The 17,318-nt window shown below is 52.4% G+C and carries 15 protein-coding genes; 6 read left to right on the forward strand and 9 right to left on the reverse strand.

Annotation, left to right across the window (positions count from 1 at the left end; translation table 11 throughout):
- Positions 1–4: 4 nt before the first annotated feature.
- The gene (locus tag IMCC13023_RS03145) at positions 5–403 is read left to right on the forward strand and encodes a sec-independent translocase (RefSeq protein WP_249859693.1); all 399 of its coding nucleotides are present in this window, start codon (positions 5–7) and stop codon (positions 401–403) included.
- Here the strand turns inward: IMCC13023_RS03145 and IMCC13023_RS03150 are convergent.
- Genes IMCC13023_RS03150 through IMCC13023_RS03165 form a run of 4 tightly spaced genes read right to left on the reverse strand, consistent with a single transcriptional unit; the run spans position 400 to position 4,740 of the window.
- Entirely contained in the window at positions 400–1,875 is a 1,476-nt protein-coding gene (locus IMCC13023_RS03150) for a succinic semialdehyde dehydrogenase (RefSeq protein ID WP_007541164.1), read from the reverse strand. The two genes, IMCC13023_RS03145 and IMCC13023_RS03150, sit on opposite strands and share 4 nt — an antisense overlap.
- An 8-nt stretch (positions 1,876–1,883) precedes the next feature.
- Positions 1,884–2,987, reverse strand: coding sequence for an Mrp/NBP35 family ATP-binding protein (locus IMCC13023_RS03155; RefSeq protein ID WP_007541166.1), 1,104 nt, complete (start codon positions 2,985–2,987; stop codon positions 1,884–1,886).
- Positions 2,984–3,499: a DUF1003 domain-containing protein gene (locus tag IMCC13023_RS03160; protein ID WP_040324865.1), complete on the reverse strand. Its 516-nt coding sequence runs from the start codon at positions 3,497–3,499 to the stop codon at positions 2,984–2,986. The genes IMCC13023_RS03155 and IMCC13023_RS03160 overlap by 4 nt, the downstream gene beginning before the upstream one ends.
- Positions 3,499–4,740 carry a magnesium transporter MgtE N-terminal domain-containing protein gene (locus tag IMCC13023_RS03165; protein ID WP_007541171.1) on the reverse strand — a complete coding sequence of 414 codons (1,242 nt, stop codon included), beginning with the start codon at positions 4,738–4,740 and terminating at the stop codon, positions 3,499–3,501. The genes IMCC13023_RS03160 and IMCC13023_RS03165 overlap by 1 nt, the downstream gene beginning before the upstream one ends.
- Before the next feature lie 46 nt (positions 4,741–4,786).
- Here IMCC13023_RS03165 and IMCC13023_RS03170 point away from each other — a divergent pair, with 46 nt between their 5' ends.
- Complete coding sequence (locus IMCC13023_RS03170) at positions 4,787–5,302, forward strand: YflT domain-containing protein (RefSeq protein ID WP_007541172.1); 516 nt, start codon at positions 4,787–4,789, stop codon at positions 5,300–5,302.
- On the opposite strand, the gene IMCC13023_RS03175 is transcribed toward IMCC13023_RS03170, so the two are convergent.
- Positions 5,303–6,688 carry an aminopeptidase P family protein gene (locus IMCC13023_RS03175; RefSeq protein WP_040324866.1) on the reverse strand — a complete coding sequence of 462 codons (1,386 nt, stop codon included), beginning with the start codon at positions 6,686–6,688 and terminating at the stop codon, positions 5,303–5,305. It abuts the gene before it with no gap.
- Positions 6,689–6,732: 44 nt separating this feature from the next.
- Between IMCC13023_RS03175 and IMCC13023_RS03180 the strand changes: the two genes are divergently transcribed.
- The gene (locus IMCC13023_RS03180) at positions 6,733–7,575 is read left to right on the forward strand and encodes a PHP domain-containing protein (protein WP_007541177.1); all 843 of its coding nucleotides are present in this window, start codon (positions 6,733–6,735) and stop codon (positions 7,573–7,575) included.
- On the opposite strand, the gene IMCC13023_RS03185 is transcribed toward IMCC13023_RS03180, so the two are convergent.
- The gene (locus IMCC13023_RS03185; protein WP_007541179.1) at positions 7,545–8,864 is read right to left on the reverse strand and encodes a DEAD/DEAH box helicase; all 1,320 of its coding nucleotides are present in this window, start codon (positions 8,862–8,864) and stop codon (positions 7,545–7,547) included. The genes IMCC13023_RS03180 and IMCC13023_RS03185 overlap by 31 nt on opposite strands.
- A 65-nt stretch (positions 8,865–8,929) precedes the next feature.
- Here IMCC13023_RS03185 and IMCC13023_RS07000 point away from each other — a divergent pair, with 65 nt between their 5' ends.
- Positions 8,930–9,688 carry a ferritin-like fold-containing protein gene (locus tag IMCC13023_RS07000; protein ID WP_081478835.1) on the forward strand — a complete coding sequence of 253 codons (759 nt, stop codon included), beginning with the start codon at positions 8,930–8,932 and terminating at the stop codon, positions 9,686–9,688.
- On the opposite strand, the gene IMCC13023_RS03195 is transcribed toward IMCC13023_RS07000, so the two are convergent.
- Positions 9,668–9,970, reverse strand: a complete 303-nt coding sequence (locus IMCC13023_RS03195) for a hypothetical protein (protein WP_007541184.1) — start codon at positions 9,968–9,970, stop codon at positions 9,668–9,670. The genes IMCC13023_RS07000 and IMCC13023_RS03195 overlap by 21 nt on opposite strands.
- Positions 9,970–10,194, reverse strand: a complete 225-nt coding sequence (locus IMCC13023_RS03200; protein WP_007541187.1) for a DUF3107 domain-containing protein — start codon at positions 10,192–10,194, stop codon at positions 9,970–9,972. The genes IMCC13023_RS03195 and IMCC13023_RS03200 overlap by 1 nt, the downstream gene beginning before the upstream one ends.
- A 66-nt stretch (positions 10,195–10,260) precedes the next feature.
- On the opposite strand from IMCC13023_RS03200, the gene IMCC13023_RS03205 reads away from it, so the two are divergent.
- Both IMCC13023_RS03205 and IMCC13023_RS03210 read left to right on the forward strand, forming a co-directional pair.
- Positions 10,261–13,167, forward strand: a complete 2,907-nt coding sequence (locus IMCC13023_RS03205) for an ATP-dependent DNA helicase (protein ID WP_040324868.1) — start codon at positions 10,261–10,263, stop codon at positions 13,165–13,167.
- Positions 13,160–16,228: an ATP-dependent helicase gene (locus tag IMCC13023_RS03210; protein ID WP_007541192.1), complete on the forward strand. Its 3,069-nt coding sequence runs from the start codon at positions 13,160–13,162 to the stop codon at positions 16,226–16,228. The genes IMCC13023_RS03205 and IMCC13023_RS03210 overlap by 8 nt, the downstream gene beginning before the upstream one ends.
- Here the strand turns inward: IMCC13023_RS03210 and IMCC13023_RS03215 are convergent.
- Positions 16,203–17,318 carry a phosphotransferase gene (locus IMCC13023_RS03215; protein ID WP_162097427.1) on the reverse strand — a complete coding sequence of 372 codons (1,116 nt, stop codon included), beginning with the start codon at positions 17,316–17,318 and terminating at the stop codon, positions 16,203–16,205. The two genes, IMCC13023_RS03210 and IMCC13023_RS03215, sit on opposite strands and share 26 nt — an antisense overlap.

Below are 17,318 nucleotides of genomic sequence, written 5' to 3' on the forward strand. Positions count from 1 at the left end.
GCCCTTGTGTGAAAAGCATGGATTGGTTAGTTGTAAACTCAATTTCATGTTTGGTCTTAGTGCTGAGAAGCTGCTGCTGCTGGCTCTGCTTGCGGTCCTAATCTTGGGACCTGAGCGCCTGCCCTACTATGCCAAGCAGCTGGGTGAGTGGGCTCGTAAGGGCAAGCGAATGGTTGACAATGCCCAAGTCCAAATGAAATCTGAGTTGGGCGAAGGTTTCGAAGACATGGACTGGAAAAAGCTAGACCCAAGGCAATATGATCCAAGGCGTATTGTCCGAGAAGCACTGATGGACGAGAAAAAGAGACCGGCTAACGCTGCCGAATCACTCAACCGGGCCAAACCACCACAAAAGCCACTCGAACTGGGAGAATCTCCACCGTTCGATCAGGAATCTACCTAGAGCTTCCCAATCCACCTGACCATCTTGGTCATGATCGGAGCTAGTCGCAGATACTGCCTCGCTCTGGTCGGCAGTTTTATTGGGAAGTTATTGCTGACTCCAATTGTCCGGGTTTCCGTGAATCTCAATAGTCCCTGGGGTCCAGAGCGACGTCCCAAGCCAGATTGCTTCATTCCGCCCATCGGGGCTGCCATAGAGGCCATCGTGGCTCGATAGCCCTCGTTTATGTTCACGGAACCCGCCATGAGCTTAGAGGCGACGCCAAGCGCTTGTTTGCGATTCCCGACCACCGAAGCGTTCAGGCCATATTCACTGTCGTTTGCAAGCTCAATTGCCTGATCCAGGGCTTCATAGCCGACAAGCGCAATTACCGGACCGAAAACTTCCTTGTGGAGGATCTCAGCACCCTGTGGAATCTGGGTGATGACAGTTGGGGCATAGAAATTCGGCCCGAGGTCCAAAAGAGCGTGTCCGCCGGTCAGTACGACTGCTCCTTCTTGTTTGGCTCGATCCACGAAGCCAGAAACCCTCTCGAGCTGAGCAGAGGATGTGAGCGCACCTAGGTCAAAGTCGAATTTATTTGAGCTACCCAATTTCAAAGACTCGACCCGGCGCTTCAGAATTAGCTCGAACTCTTGAAGATCGTGATGTGAAACGTACAGCCGCTCAATCGCTACGCAGAGCTGACCGCTATTTCCAAAAGCCCCACCAATTGCGGTTTCTGCAGCTTTTTCCAAGTCGGCACCGGGAAGAACAATCATTGGGTTTTTACCCCCGAGTTCAAGGGCGTAGCCCACAAGTCTGGAAGCGGCTCTTGCTGCAACTAATTTTCCGGTTGCGGTGGATCCGGTGAAGGCTACGAAGTCGGCACTGTCAGTGACAGCATTCCCGACCTCGGTTGCGTCACCGTGGACCACTTGCCAGATCTCCTCTGGTATTCCTGCTTCGACGCTCAAGTCTCTTGCCAACTGGACGGTTTTTGCGGTCTGATTGTCGGCCTTTTGAACAACTGCGTTACCAGCCATAAGCGCTGGGATAACATCCATCATGGTCAGGGCAAGTGGGTAGTTCCAGGGCGTAATGATCCCAACCACACCCACAGGCGATGGTTCCACAAAAGCGCTAATCATGAACGGCACTCCGGCACGGACGCGCTTGCGACGCATGAGACGGGGAGCGGTTTTCGCGTAGTAAGCCACAGCACCAAGTGCGCCGGTAAGCTCCTCGAACGCATGAGCCTTTGCCTTACCGGTTTCTTTTTGAAGTAGGTCAAGAATTTGTTCTTCACGCGCCACCAGCAGCCCGGCAATTTTGTTTGCAATACGAGCGCGTTCCTTGGCGGGTCGATTCGCCCATGCAACCTGAGCGTCCCTGCCTGCTTGAAACTTCAGGCCCACTTCTACTTTTGAGTGTGAGGTTATTTCGTGGAGCTTGTTACCCGTAAGGGGATCGATAACGCTAAAGGTTTTCATGCCAATACCTAACTCGGAGTTATCTTCAAAGATTTCCCAGCAAGTCCGCGCGGGGAATCCATTAGCAATTTAGCAATTCTTGTTATCTCTATGGCTGCAGGATCTGCCGGGTCAGAAACCACAATAGGCACTTGGTCATCGGCGGATATCCTAAGGTCTTGACTAATGGGAATTTTGCCCATCAGCTGTACTTTTTTCCCGCTTATTTCTGTAAGCCTGGCGGCGACGGCATCGCCTCCTCCGGATCCGAAAATCTCGATCGGTCCGTTCTCCGAGGGAAGATAGCTCATATTCTCAATGACGCCCAAGATCTCCTGACCGGTTTGCAGTCCGATTGCACCGGATCTTTCAGCAACTATCGCTGCTGTGTGCTGGGGGGTTGTGATGACAAGCGTTTTGGCTTTTGCGAGCAATTGCCCAAGGCTAATTGCAACGTCCCCTGTGCCAGGGGGTAGGTCCACCAGCAAGAAATCGAGGTCTCCCCAAAACACATCGGTTAAGAATTGTTCGACTGCTCGGTGGAGCATGGGTCCGCGCCACGCGACCGGTTGATTGTCTTTAACAAAAAAGCCAATCGAAATAACCTTCACGTCATGCGCTATCGGAGGCAGCATCAGGTTTTCGACCTGGGTGGGGCTTTGGTTTACTCCAATCAACTGCGGCACCGAATAGCCAAAAATATCGGCGTCAAGCAGGCCCACTTTTTGACCGAGGGCGGCAAGTGCAACCGCAAGGTTCACCGTCAAAGTTGACTTACCAACTCCGCCCTTGCCGCTCGAGACGAATATCACGCGAGTGAGATTGTCCTTATCTGCAAAAGGATTGAACTTCGCTGGCTTGTCTCCGCGCAGTTTTAGCGTCAGGGCCTTGCGCTCGTCGTTTGTCATTGTGGTCATTTCGACCTCGACTTTTTTGAAAACCGCTGCTAGAGCCTGATTGACGTCACGCTCGATAGATTGTGCGGCCGGACAGCCAACAATTGTTAGCTTAATCTGAACCGAAACTGAATCTTCGGTCTCCTGAATCGGCCCCACCATTCCGAGCTCGGTAATTGGCTGGCGTAGCTCTGGGTCGATGACTCCAGCCAGCGCCGATAAAGCGCGCTGGCTCATTTAGATTTCTTGCTAGGTTTTTTGTCTTCGCGCAATTGCTCGAGCAGATCCTTCATTGCGTCTCGGATCTCGTCTCTGACAAAGTCTTTGGTTGCTACTTCGTCAAGCGAGAGCGCTAGGGCCGCTACCTCGCGGGTCAAGTATTCGGTGTCGGCCAGTGTCCGCTCGGCACGCTGACGGTCTTGCTCGAATTTGACCCGGTCCCTGTCGTCCTGTCGGTTCTGGGCCAGCAGGATCAAAGGTGCTGCGTAGGAGGCCTGCAGCGACAAAATCAAGGTTAGGAGAGTGAAGTTCAGTGCCCGCGGGTCGAACTGAGCGCCTTGAGACGCCAAAGTATTCCAGCTCAGCCAAAGCGCAACGAAGACCGTCATGAAAATCAGGAACGCGCCGGTTCCCATGGCGCGCGCGAGTCTTTCGGAAACGCGTCCAACCGTCTCTTGCGAAATGTTGGGCACCCTGAAGCGGGTTCGACGAGTCATTGGCTTTTCTAGCAATGATCTATTTCTAGCCATTAGCGCTCCTCCTCACTTCGCCAGTCGTCAGGAAGCAGGTGGTCCAAAACATCGTCTACTGTAACCACACCCACAAGGTGATTTTCATCGTCGGTGACCGGTAAAGCCACAAGATCGTAGCTAGCAAGATATCGGTGGATCTGGGCAATTGGGGTGTCTAGCGCCACCGGTTCTTGCTCGGTGTCCAAGATCGACCCGAGGCGCTCATGGGGCGGATATCTCAAAAGTTTCTGGAAGTGCACGACGCCCAAATAGCGTCCCGTCGGGGCTTCATAGGGTGGGAGGGTTACGAACACCTGAGCAGCCAAAACTGGCTCGACTTCTTTTCTTCTTACCAAAGCCATTGCCTGAGCAATTGTGGTGTCGGCGGCACAGATTATTGCCTCCGGCGTCATCATTCCACCCGCGGTATATGGCTCGTAGGTCAATAGCTGCCTAATATCATCGGCCTCCTCATCATCCATGAGGCTGAGAAGCATTTCTGCACGCTCGGGGGACAGGTTTGCCATTAGGTCGGCCGCATCATCGGGGCCCATCAGGTCAAGGACTTCGGCGGCTCGCTCATCATCAAGATCGTTGATGATTTCCAGCTGCTCTTCTTCGGGAAGCTCTTCTAGCAGGTCAGCCAAGCGCTCGTCATCTAGCTCATCGGCCAGGGCTAGCATTCGGTGTTCGGGTAAATCCAACACTGCGGTCGCAAGGTCAGCTGGGCGAAGGTCGGCTACTGTCGACAGCAGCTGTCGAGCATCTTGGTCGGCCGGGTTCTCTCGGTTTTCTGCCACTTCTTGCCACTGAGCAAACATCGTAGGACCCTTGGCAAAAGGGATAGCAGAATTCTTTTTTTGCTTTCTTACAAACAATTCAGACAAAACCCAATCGCCGCGTTTGCCTTTTTCGATTGAAAAGTCTTCGATGCTTGCTAGGCCCGCTCCATCTAGCAAAGTGACTTTTCGGCCAAGCATTTCGGCAATGGCTCTAACCTCTTGACCACGCATTGTGAACCGGCGAAGGTCAATCAGGCCGTTGGTAATCAGCTGACCTGGAGCGATTGCGGTAACCCTGGCAATTGGAAGAAAAACCCTTCGTCTACCAGAAATTTCTATGATGAAGCCGGTGGCTCGTGGTGGGAGGGTGGTTCGATATGCCATCAGCACGTCGATTACCTTGCCAACTCGGTCCCCCTGAGGGTCAAAAACGCCACAACCAACCAATCTGGCTACGAAGACTCTGGTTGCGCTCATAGAGATAACCTTATTCGGACATACCTAATCCTGAAAGGCTTCTTGAATGTCCGATGCTAGAAGCAGCTCCAAAAAAAACAATGCGGCCCTCTCGATACCCCGCGGTCACAGCCTGGGTGAATTTCGAACACACACCGAGGCGACCGAATTTGTAAACAGGCTGGTAGCGGGAGATTTCAAGGCGAATAAAGTGACGATTCTCGGCCATGATTTGGTCATGGTTGAGAAGGTTAGATCAAGGCTTGGTTACGGTCGCGTAGCGGCTTCAGGGGCGATAACCGGCTTTTGGCTGGGCTTGATTTTCGCCCTTCTCATTGGCGCAGGTTTCGATGTTGGTGCCGACGGAGAGATTAACTACGTGCCTCAAGAATTCTTAGCCGTTGTTGTGATTGCTGCCGGTGTCGGCATGCTCGTGAACATCCTTCGATTTCTGGCATCCAAGAACAAGCGCGGTTTTCTAAGCTCACAAATGCCAGTTGCCGCAAGGTATGAAGTAATCGTGCCCGAAGAAGATGCAGCAAAGGCCATGCAAATCATCAACATGGCCCGCGAGCTTGGCTAATTAGGAAATTTGCTCGGCAAACCAATTCTCGACGTCGCTAGCGGTTCTCGGCAATGCTGAGCTTAGGTTTTCGTAACCTGACTCAGTGACCAAGACGTCGTCCTCAATTCTTACTCCTATGCCGCGGTACTCGGGTGGCAGATTCAGGTCACTTTTGTGGAAGTAGAGGCCCGGTTCTATTGTAAAAATCATTCCTTTTTCTAAAATCCCGTCCTGATACATTTCCCGCCTCGCCTGTGCACAGTCATGTACATCAAGCCCCAGGTGGTGACTGGTTCCGTGGACCATGTAGCGGCGATGATGTTGGTTATCTTTTTCCAGGGCCTCTTCTGCGGTCACTGGAATAACTCCGAGCTCTGCTACTCGCCTGGCAATCACCTCAATCGCTGCGTTATGAACTTCGCGGAACCTGATCCCCGGTTTCACTACCGCAAAGGCTGCGTCGGCGGCCTCTAAAACCGTGTTGTAGACCCAGAGCTGCTCCTTTGAGAATTTGCCATTAACTGGAATTGTCCTTGTGACATCGGCTGTGTATAACGAGTCAAGTTCTGCACCGGCATCGACCAGTATTAAGTCGCCATGTTTGACTTCGCCATCGTTTTTTGTCCAGTGAAGTATGCAAGCGTTTGGCCCGCTGGCAGCGATTGTTTCATAGCCGAGCTCAAAACCGTTTTGCCTTGCCACACTATAAAAAGCAGTCTCAACAACTCGTTCTCCTCTGGCCTGTTTCGTGGCCTGCGGGATAGATCTGGCAACCTCTGCAAAACCGTCAACTGTGATTCTGACCGCCTCACGCATTTGGGCAATCTCAAATTGATCTTTTACAAATCTCAGGGTGGAGGCGGCCTCGGCAAGTTCTGGATCTTCCATATCCACAACTGCCCCAATCGATGCAAGGTCCGCGTCAAGTTTCGTTAGGTCTTTGGTTATGATTCCAAGCTGCAGTGACACTTGGGTCAGGGTTGGTCTTGGGCCAACCCAGAATTCTCCGATTGCGGGGTTGGCAAAAAACTCATCGGAGTCTCTTCCTGCAGTTGGCATCAGGTACAAAGTTGATACGGAAACATTTTTGCGGCCATCAATCACCAAAACCGATCCAGGAACAGTTGCCGAACCCCATCCGGTGAGGTGGGTGAACGCAGTAGCAGGGCGATACCGATAGTCGGTGTCATTGGCTCTCACCCTTGGCTCGGTGGCTTCAATCACTAGCACTTTGCCCGGAAACTTTGCCGAGAGGGCTTCTCTCCGCTTGAGGCTGTGGTCAGCAACCTCCCAGCGAGTGACAGGAGGCGAGTCAATTTCTGCCCAGTTTGAGGAAATGAAATTCATGAACCGTTCCGACTGTGGCACGCGAGACCGGTTAGTCGGGTGAGGATTTTGCGTCATGCGACTATTCTGCTCCTGTGATAGACCTACATGCACACTCAAACATGAGTGACGGCTTAGATAGCCCAACCGAACTTGTCCAAAACGCGGCTAAAGCAGGTGTCACCACACTGGCAATTACGGACCATGACACCACTCTTGGGTGGGACGAGGCAATAATTGCTGGCCGTCAGAACCAGGTGCGCATAATTCCTGGAATCGAAGTTTCCACAAGGCAGCTGATCGGGGATAACCGCTCGATTAGCGTCCACATTCTGGCGTATTTGCCAGACCCAAAAAATTTAGCATTAGTTCAGGAGCTAGAAAAGACCAGGCTCTCAAGAATTGAGAGAGCAAAGAAGATGGTTGCGCTACTGGCTGAGGACTACCCAATCACTTGGGAAATGGTGCAGGCCCAGCTGCCAGAGGGCTCTACGGTCGGGCGACCAGCTTTGGCAGATACTTTGGTGTCTATGGGGGTAGTTCCAACGCGTTCCGATGCGTTCACGTCAATTCTTCATTCGCACTCGCGCTACTACGTTTCGGATTACTCGGTAGACACCACGGATGCCATAGCTCTGATTCGGGGTGCGGGTGGGGTATCAGTGATTGCCCACCCACTAATCGACTTTCCTGCCGGAGCGTCGATGACAGATTTACCGGCCGAGTTTTTCAAGATTCTTATAGGTGCAGGCCTGAATGGCATCGAAATTGAGCATCGGTCTGTTCCAAAGCAAGCGAAGCAGTGGCTGAAGAATTTAGCGGTGAAGCATAATTTGATAACTACTGGTTCCAGCGATTATCACGGTATTGACGGCAAAGACAACCGGCTCGGTGAAAACCGAACTGAGCCCGCAATGCTTCAGCGAATTTTAGATCAAGCCTCTGGCTTTGAAGTGCCCTTATAGTTGCGGTTCCGGTTTCGATTGCGACTCTGTTGAGGAGCAGACTTGCTCGGCGCGCTTGACCTTGGAGGCTGGCTCGAGGCAGGAGCTTTTTTTACGGCCGCTGCAGCTCTTCCGATTCGACCCTTTGTGCCAGGTTCGATACCGAGCTCTTCAAATAGATGAGGCGAGTTCGAGTAGGTTTCAGTGGGCTCTGGAACGCCAAGGTCTAGTTCGCGGTTGATGTGAACCCAGCGAGCCAAGTCGTTCCAATCAACGAAAGTAACCGCTACCCCAAGCTTGCCGGCTCTTCCGGTTCGTCCGGTGCGATGTAGGTAGGCCTTTTCATCCTCTGGGACCGAGTAGTTGATGACGTGTGTGACATCGTCTACGTCTATACCGCGGGCCGCGACTTCGGTCGCAACGAGAATCTCTTTCTTGCCCTCTCTAAAAGAAGCCATAGAGCGCTCTCTGGCATCCTGTGACATGTCTCCGTGCAAGGGAGCAGCATTGAAGCCTCTGTCGATTAGCTCTTCGGCCAATTTGGCTGACTGCCTCTTGGTCCGGACGAAAATAATTGTCTTGCCTCGGCCCTCGGCCTGCAGGATTCTGCCCACTACTTCGTCTTTATCAAGGGCGTGTGCTCGATAGACGTACTGCTTGATGTCAGCCTTGGTCTTACCTTCATCCGGGTCGCTGACACGAATGTGGATCGGGCGGTTTTGGTAGCGACGAGCAAGGCTCAAGATTGCTGCCGGCATGGTTGCCGAGAACAGCATGGTCTGACGCTGAGGGGGTGTTAGTGAAAACAGTTTTTCAACATCTGGCAAGAAGCCAAGGTCCAGCATCTCGTCAGCTTCGTCCAAGACCATAAAAGTCACGTTGGACAGGTTCATAAGTTTTTGCTTTGCAAGATCAAGCAGGCGTCCCGGTGTTCCGACCACGATCTGCGCCCCGCCCTCCAGGGCAGCAACTTGGCCCTCGTAGGCTTTTCCGCCGTAAATGGCAACGACGGTGGTCGGGCGGTTAGTTGTTGCAAGGATTAAGTCCTCAGAAACCTGAAGTGCCAATTCTCTGGTTGGAACAACCACCAGTGCTTGCACGCCAGGAGCTGGGTTCTCACCCAGGGCCTGAATAAGTGGAAGGCCAAACCCAAGAGTTTTACCAGTTCCGGTTTTTGCCTGGCCGATTACATCGGTGCCAGATAACGCAACTGGAATAGCTTGTTCTTGAATTGGGAATGGACTGGTGATGCCTTTGGACTCTAGGGCTTCGCAGATATCTGCATCTATGCCTAGTGATTTGAAACTCAAGTAATTCTCCGTATGTTTTTGGCTCTCGGTTTTCTACTCCTCGAGCTGAGCTATAAGCTTGCAAGGTGTTGGATTGGTTACGCAAGATACGTAAGGTTTCGCAGAAGCTAACGCTTCCTTCGCGAGACGCAACTGCTGGTCGCAGTCAAATCCAACTCAACCCTGCCAAGCTTACTCCTTCGTCGGAAATCTATCTGTCTTCTTTGTCTCAGCTGCATCTTGTGATCTCCGATCTTCTGCAGCAAGACTCCCTCAAAGCGCCCGATGCGAGTCAGAGCGAGGCTCAAGGCGTTTTAGCCGAAGCCTACAAAGATCGCTCTAAGCAGCTCGGCGGTCTGTTGATTCGACTTGGCGCCAGTCAGATGGAATTGCAATCGGATATTCGCGAGCGTCTTGAGCAGCTGGTTATGCGCACCGAAGGTGCTGACTGGTTCGAAGACCTGATGAGGATTTATGTCGTTTTTGGAATACTTCAAGACGGCGCGTCTCAGGTTTCCAAGGGCCTACCGGCTGCAAAAAAGCTAAAAGTAGACCAGCTTCTAGATTCAAAGAAGTTGGAAAAATTCTGCCACCGCGAGTTGGCTGCGGGAATTTCCGCCGACCCAGCTCTGGGCCCAAGGCTTGCGATGTTTGGACGCATGGTTGTAGCCGACGCGCTGCTAGAAATTAGAGATTCTGTCGATCTGTCTAAAGTTTTGCCAAATCCAGTCGAGGACGATGCGGTCGCGCTTGCCAGGGAGCAGTTCAAAACACTTGAACCATTTACTTCGGTGCTCATTGCTAAGCACACAGTGAGAATGGACCTACTGGGCCTTACCGCGTAGGCGGATGCTGGCAAGCTGGCTAGACTCTTCTGATTCTCGTTTTGCAACCAGAAAATTCGTACCGAACCAACCGGCTGCCGGCATGGAAAGCATGACAATGAACCAAATCCAAGCGCTGGAATAGCTAAAGCCAGCCCAAGTCAAAATTAGCCACATGGCGCTTCCAGCGGACAATGCAATACTCACCGGAACTAATTTTCCGTAGTGGTCGGATTTTGCAAGAACGAAAGGCCCAACCATCGCAAGAATAGCTGCATAGACAATGATTATTAGGATCTCCATCAGGCTAGGAACCCAACGCGCCTTGTCTCCTCCGCGCCTATTTCAACGTATGCAATTGAAGATGTTGGAATCAGGATGATGCTGCCCTTTTCGTCACTAAGTTCAAGCACGGGCTCTGAGGCTTCAATCGCCTTTTTTACCGTAGCCATCAGATCTTTGGCGCTCAGGCCTGATTCGAAGCTGATGTCTCTTGCGTTGTCTCTGATGCCGATTCTGACGTCCATAATTCTCCTTAGTCAAAATAAGGTTACGGCAAGAAAAAAGTCTGCATAGCCAAATAGATTGATGACGTGAGAAATTCTTCTGAGTCGCCCGGGTCATCCGAGGCAGAACTCCCAGCTGAATTAGCCGGGGTTATGACCGGCCTGGACGCACTGGTGCTTGGATCGCCGGGATCCGGAAAAACCAACCTCATAAAAAATTTAGTCACCAAATTTGAAACCGATGGTTTGGATCCAAGTGAAGTTCTTGTAATAACACCGCAGCGCGCCGCCGCAACAAGACTTCGAGACCAACTGGCAGTTAACTCAAAAAAAGTGGCCCTATTGCCAAGGTCGCGATCAATTACCTCTTTGGCTTTTGAAATTTTGCAGGCCGAACTTCCAGGCGTGAAGTTGGTATCGGGCGCCAAGCAGCAGTCACTTATCGCCGGACTCGTGTCCGACGCGGTCGCAAACGGTGCCGCCAAGAGTTGGGGCTTTGATGCTGCGAGCCTTGCTTTATCAGGATTCCATAACGAACTTCGCGATTTATTTGCGGTGTTGATTGAGAACCAAATAGATAAGGACAAGCTCTTAGCGCTGCAAGAGAGTTGGCCCAAGTCAAACTTCCGAGCTGCAATTGACCTACTGCCTGTTTACGTCGACGCCTTGCAAAAAACTAGTCAAGTAGACCCTTCACAGTTGATTGTGATGGCAACCAAATTCGCCGCAGGAGCAAAGGGCGCAAAGGTTGTTTTAGTCGATGACGCGCAGGATCTCTCGCTAGCTGGAGTTGAATTCATCCTGCAGCTTTCGAGCACTTGTCAGTTGATTGCTTGTGGTGATCCGGATACTGCCTCTCTTGGATTTCGCGCTGCAGCCGGGGGCTTCGTGGCTGGGCTCAGAAAAAGTAGAAATAACCTTCTAGAGATTTCCCTAACCGGGCATACCAGTCAGCCAACCAGCGTGAATGACCTCATGGGCAGGCTTGCTGAACGCATACCGACCTCCGAAGCTTTTCGGCATCGCCCTAAGTCCAACGCAGAATCCAGCATCGATGAATTTTCGCTCTTTGATAACCAGATATCGGAAACCGATTATCTTGCAAGCGAGCTTCGCAGATTGAGAGTCACAGAAGGTTTGGACTGGGGCCAAATGTGCGTTGTGGCAAGAACCAGAGTTCAGCTTGATCAGCTATCCAGTGACTTAGCCGCAAGATCGATACCGGTCAGAATCCTCGGAGTGCAGAAGGCGCTGCGGGATCAACCGGCAGCTCGATCGGTGCTTGATTTCGGTCAGCTGGTATTTTCCGAGCCAAAACACTATCTAGTGACTGAGCTTCTGGGGTCCAACCTGGTTGGTCTTTCAGTTATCCAACAGCGTCGACTATTTAGGCAACTCGCTTATCTCGAGCAGTTCGAAAGCCTTACTCGCATTCAAATGCTCGAGTCGATCTTTGAGGCCGAGATTGACTTTGATTCAAATGAAGTCGCCAGGCTAAATCGGGCAATTAAAGTGCTTGGGAGCCTCAAAAATAACATCGAGATGGGCGCCTATCAATTCGTCAGCGCCATTTGGAACCTTGCCCCTGCGGGGAAGCTTGCGGAGCTAGCGAGGGGCGAATCCGAGGTGGCTTTGGCTGCGAACCGTGACCTAGATGCAATTTTGGAGTTATTTGCGGCTGCAAATAGATTTGATGAGCAGCGGGGGACCGGTGCGCAGGCATTCATAGCTGAGCAGCTTGACACGGCCGTGCCCGAGGATTCACTGGCACAGGTAGGTTTGCGGGACTTGGTGGTTCTTGCCACAGCGTCTCAACTATCTGGACTGGAATTTGAAGTTCTGGCAATCCCTCGCCTGCAAGAGGGTATTTGGCCAAACCTTAGGCCCAGGAACTCACTGTTGGGGGCCAGTGGGTTGCAGGCATTTTTGACTGGAAGATCTGACGATCCTGGCAAGGCAGCCAGATCAGAGTTGGCCGATGAGCTTCGACTGTTTTATAAGAGCTTGGGCGCGGTTCGGTCAAAGTTGATGCTGAGCGCAATGCAAAGTGCAGACGAACAGCCCTCGCAGTTTTTCCAAATGTTAGGGCTGTCCCCGGTCGCCAAGCAGGTAAATATTGAATTTGATCCTCGCCGTTTGGTGGGCAGACTCAGGGCCGAGTTGGCTGCTGGAGACGTGTCGGCGGCCCCGATGCTGGCGGCTTTGGCACTGACAGGAGCGAGCGGTGCTCACCCCAGCAACTGGCAGGGCCTGCTTTCGATTTCAACTACTGACCCGGTAGTCACGGCGGACGAACAGCTGCGACTGAGCGCATCAAGGTTGGACGCATTTGAGAAATGTCCACTGCATTGGTTTATTAATAATTTTGGTGGCGACGGGCAGTCTTTTGAGGCATCTATTGGAACACTGCTCCATGCTGCAATGGAGCTTTCGACAGACGGCGACTCGGTCGGGCAGTACGTTGAATCAAACTGGCACACTTTGAAGTTTGAAACCGAGTGGCTTGCCATGGCTGCAAAGCGCCGTGCACTAAAAATGGCCGGCTACATGTCTTCCTACCTAGCAGAATTTAATCAGCTGGTAGCCAGTGAACAGGGCTTTGAAATAGATCTCGGCCGGCTTGTTGTCGCCGGAAAAATAGATCGAGTGGAACGAACCGGAGACGGCTTGATAGCCGCGGATCTGAAGACCGGTAAGTCAATAAGCGCCAAAGATGCAGCTGAACATCGGCAACTCGCTCTCTACCAGCTTGGACTTCGCCAAAGTTACGACGAACCTGTTGCCGGCGGCCGAATTATCTCGGTGGGTTCTGGATCATTGAAGGTCTTGGAGCAGCCGGCTCTTGCCGGTGACTTCCAGGAAAGCATCATGGAGCTTTTATCCAGGGCCGAGAGCCAGATCGGTCAGGCCAGTTTTGTGGCAAATATTTCTGAGCACTGTACCGGGGATTCCAAATGTCAATTGCTTATGGCCAAGGCGGTGACTCATGACTAAGTACTCGGCCCAGGAGATTTTTTCTGTTGTTTCAAAGCACAAACTCACCGATGAGCAGGAGGCTGCGATCTCGTCCGCAAGCACAACGGGTCCAAGCCTCATTATCGCCGGTGCTGGAAGTGGAAAAACTGAGTTGATGTCAGTCAGGACCCTCTACTTAGTGGCCAATGAGCTGGCAAAACCGAGTGAAATTCTTGGCTTGACATTCACCCGGAAAGCCGCGAGTGAGCTGGCGACAAGAGTCCAATCTGGATTAGTAAAGCTGAGGGAGTCAAGCTACTGGCCAAAAGAGCTAGGGGATGATTTTGATCCGCCCAAAATAACTACTTATAACTCTTTTGGAAATGAGATTTTTAGATCACTTTCCCTGCAGGTTGGCTTCGAGGCAGACGCGGTCCTGCTCACAGAAGCCGGGGCAATATCGCTTGCTAGGGAGGTGGTGGCAAACGCTCGAATTTCGGAATTTTCAGAGCTATTGAACTGGGATAAGACGCTTGATTACCTGACGGAAAAAGTCCTAAGTGCAAGCGGCTCTCTGACTGACAACCAGCAGTCGGCCGATGAGGCAATTTCCTACCTGCAAGACTTTGCCCAACAGATTGCAGCCCTGCCGCAGTCGGACAAGGGTGGCGAGGGTGTCTACGCCTACCACCAGACGCTTCTGGATACGATGCACTCCTCAACATTGGTTTTTGAGCTTGCAAGGCAGTATCAGAGCCAAAAAAAGACTAGGGGGCTGGTCGATTTTTCAGACCAAGTGGCTCTCGCGCTCAGGGCTCTTGAGAAGCAAGACCTGGAGCTATCTCATAAATTTGTACTTTTGGATGAGTACCAAGACACCTCTGGCATCCAGACCATGCTGCTGTCAAGGCTATTCGACGGAAAGCCAGTTATGGCTGTCGGGGATCCCAACCAGGCAATCTATGGTTGGCGCGGCGCGAGCAGCGCGAACCTGAGTGGTTTTGCAGGTGATTTTGGTGCCGCTGAGCAGTTCTCACTTAGCACGAGCTGGAGGTCTGGCCAGGCAATTGTGGACGCGGCTAATTTAGTAAGCGAGCCGCTGCAAGATGATTCGTTCGTCAGTCCAGTAAGCCTGACTGCAGGGCTTGATCGAGAAGGCACGGTTTCGGCGATAGTGTGCCAAGACGATGCAGCCGAAAGCACCAGAGTGGCCTCGTGGCTCTCAGAAAGGATGAACGAAGAAACCAGTGCCGCGGTTTTGTTCCGTTCAAAACAGGCCATGCGGCTATTTGCCGACGCTCTTGAGAACAAGGGGCTTGAGGTCGAAATAACCGGGCTTTCCGGATTGCTCGAGCAGCCCGAGGTGCTGGATCTGCTAGCTGCTTTGCGGGTCATCGCAGATCCAGAAGCCGGTGCCGAGCTGATGCGTATTTTGTCGGGCCCTAAATTCAGAATTGCACCAAGAGACATTGCTCAGCTCCATAAATTCGCAAGAAAACTTACTCGCATGCGAAAAGAAGTCACTGCGGAGATTCCACTCACATTGGTTGAGGCCCTAGACGAAATTCGTAAACCCAGCTCCCGGCAGTTTGCTGAGATTTCTGACGCCGGACTCGAGAGAATGGTTCAGGCTAGCGAGCTATTTCACCTGATGAGAACGCAACTCTCTCTTGGCGTCAGTGAATTTTCATGGGCGGTCGCGAGAGAGCTGGAATTAGACATTGAGCTTTATGCACACGCCCGCACTAAGACGCCGCTGGCAAACCTAGAGGGTTTTATCGCCCGCATTTCAGACTACGAAGTCAGCGCGCTGCGTCCATCGGTTGTTGGATTATTGGGCTGGCTCGATTATGCGGTCAACAGTGAACGATTTGAAATGCCAAAGACCGGCGCTAAAGCCGGAGTTGTGCAGCTAATGAGCGTTCACGCGGCAAAGGGTCTTGAGTGGGACTTTGTAGCGGTTGCAGGTTTGGTTCAAGGATCTTTTCCGGTCGACTCTCGGGACTCAAAAGGCTGGCTGGCAATTGGGAAGCTTCCCAATGAAATAAGGCAGGACCGCGATTGGATTCCCCAGCTGTCTTGGCGTCAGGCAACTACTCAAAAGCAACTGAAGGCGGCTACAGAGGAATTTGCTTCAGAAAACCGATCCAAGCACGATATCGAAGAACGCAGACTCGCCTACGTTGCAATCACTCGAGCTGGCAAGGACCTTTTGTTGTCTGCCAGTTATTACAAGGCAGGGATACTCAATGCCCGCCCGATCGCCCCTTACCTGGAGGAGCTAATTAGCGCTGGGCTTGTTTCGTTGCTCGAACCCATTCCAGAGCCAGCCGTAGCAAACCCACTTGCCAACCTGGCCAAGTCCGAAATTTGGCCTGCCGACCCACTTGGCAACGGTCGCGATCCCCAGCTTGCTGCCGCCCGAGCTGTGATCAGTGCGACACCGACGAAGGTCAGTCAGAGTCTGCAGCTGGCTGCAATCATTGAACAGGCAGAACTACTGAGAAACCCAAAGCCAGTCGAGCTTCCTTTGCGTTTATCTGCGTCCAAAATTGTCCAGCTACTTACTGAGTCAGATGCCTTCTGGGCGCAGATTGCCCGCCCGCTGCCAGTGTCGTTCTCTGAGGCTGCTGCGAGAGGAACTCAGTTCCACGAGCGCCTAGAGGAGGCGTTTGACTTGGAGGCGGATTTGGATGTGTCCGATTGGCAAGAGCAAGATCAGAAACTTGGGCAGGCTTTCCTCGACTCCAGGTTCAATAGTCTCGAGCCTCTATATGTTGAACAATCACTCGAGTTCGAACTCGGCGGAACGGTGGTTGTATGCAAGTTAGATGCGGTCTATCAAACTGATGACGGCTTCGAAGTTGTCGACTGGAAATCAGGCTCTTCACCAAAGTCAAAAGTGGAAGTCACCAATAAGGCAGTGCAGCTAGCCCTTTATCGAATTGGACTATCGCGATGGCTTGGGGTTGGGGTGGAGAGAGTGAAAGCTTCATTCTTTTTCGCGGGCGACGCCAAGGAAATATCTCCCGAAGTGCCGTCGGAGAAGGAACTAGCTGAAAAGCTGAGGGCTCTTAGAAAAGCTCCTCTTCGTTTTTAGTTTCTGGGTCGGCATCTTCAATGAAGTCGGCTTCCAGGATTTCGGCTAACCCCTCGTCCGGTTGCTGAGTAAGCTCTTGGGTCTCGAGGTCTTGATCTTCTTCAACGCTAGAGGCGTCGTCGTGAGGCACTGCGGCAACACCGAGGGATGCAATTCCGGCAAAGCTTGAGGCCCTGAGGCTTCGAAGGTTCCCGCTCTCGAGCTGGTTACGAAGCTCGGCAATCATGTCCTCGGCCTGACTGATTTCCTTTTCATCTTTGTTTTCGATGCAGTAGACCAGCCAACTACCAAGCTCAAGCTCGGAGTAGAGCTGGGCGCGTTGGCTGATGTTTTCGTCAGCCGTTTCTCTTGCCGCACGGTAGTTCAGAATGGTGTCCTCGAGGGTGGTCCTGAGAGCCCCTCCGGTTAGCCAACGAAGGTCTTCCGCGGGGTCGCCGACCTTTAGCGAGCTCCAACCTGAAAGGCCGTTGACTTTCTGGGAACTGACCATGACGGTGTCTTGACTCACGTTTCCATGAATAACTGTCGGGTGAAAACGAAACAGTCCAATATCTTCGGTCGCCGCCTCCCACCTAGAAAGCAGGGCTGCGGGGACTCTACCGGTCTGGGCAATGCTGTCTATCTCGGCAACCTTGTGTCTCAGGATGGCTGCGGAGTCATACTCCAGGAGACCGGCGTCTCTAATGATTTCTGGGCTTAGGTTGTGGATGCGCGCTAGCACCTCACCTATGCTCCTGGAAAATAGTCCGGGAGCATATTTCGCTAGGTCTGTAGTTTCCCCACCTAAGAGAGTCAGTAACAGGGCGCCGGTTCCATCGGAATCCATGCTTTGACCAATAAGTCGGGGAGTTTCTATCCCCAAGATTTCTTGGTGGGGCTCAATTATTTTGAGGGCCTGTAGTTCTATGGCAACTTCAGATTCCCCGGCTGGCGTGGCAGGAATCAACAGCTGGTAAGAGGCACCATCTTGGTCCCAGAGCTGGAGCTGATCCATGTCAGGGTTAGTTTCAACCCTCCGATAGCTACGGAAGGTGAACCCCGGGGCAGCATCGGCTGCCAGCGCGGCTAATATCAGACTAGGTCTTCCCAC

The organism is Candidatus Aquiluna sp. IMCC13023, assembly GCF_000257665.1.
In the GTDB taxonomy this organism is placed as follows: Bacteria; Actinomycetota; Actinomycetes; order Actinomycetales; family Microbacteriaceae; genus Aquiluna.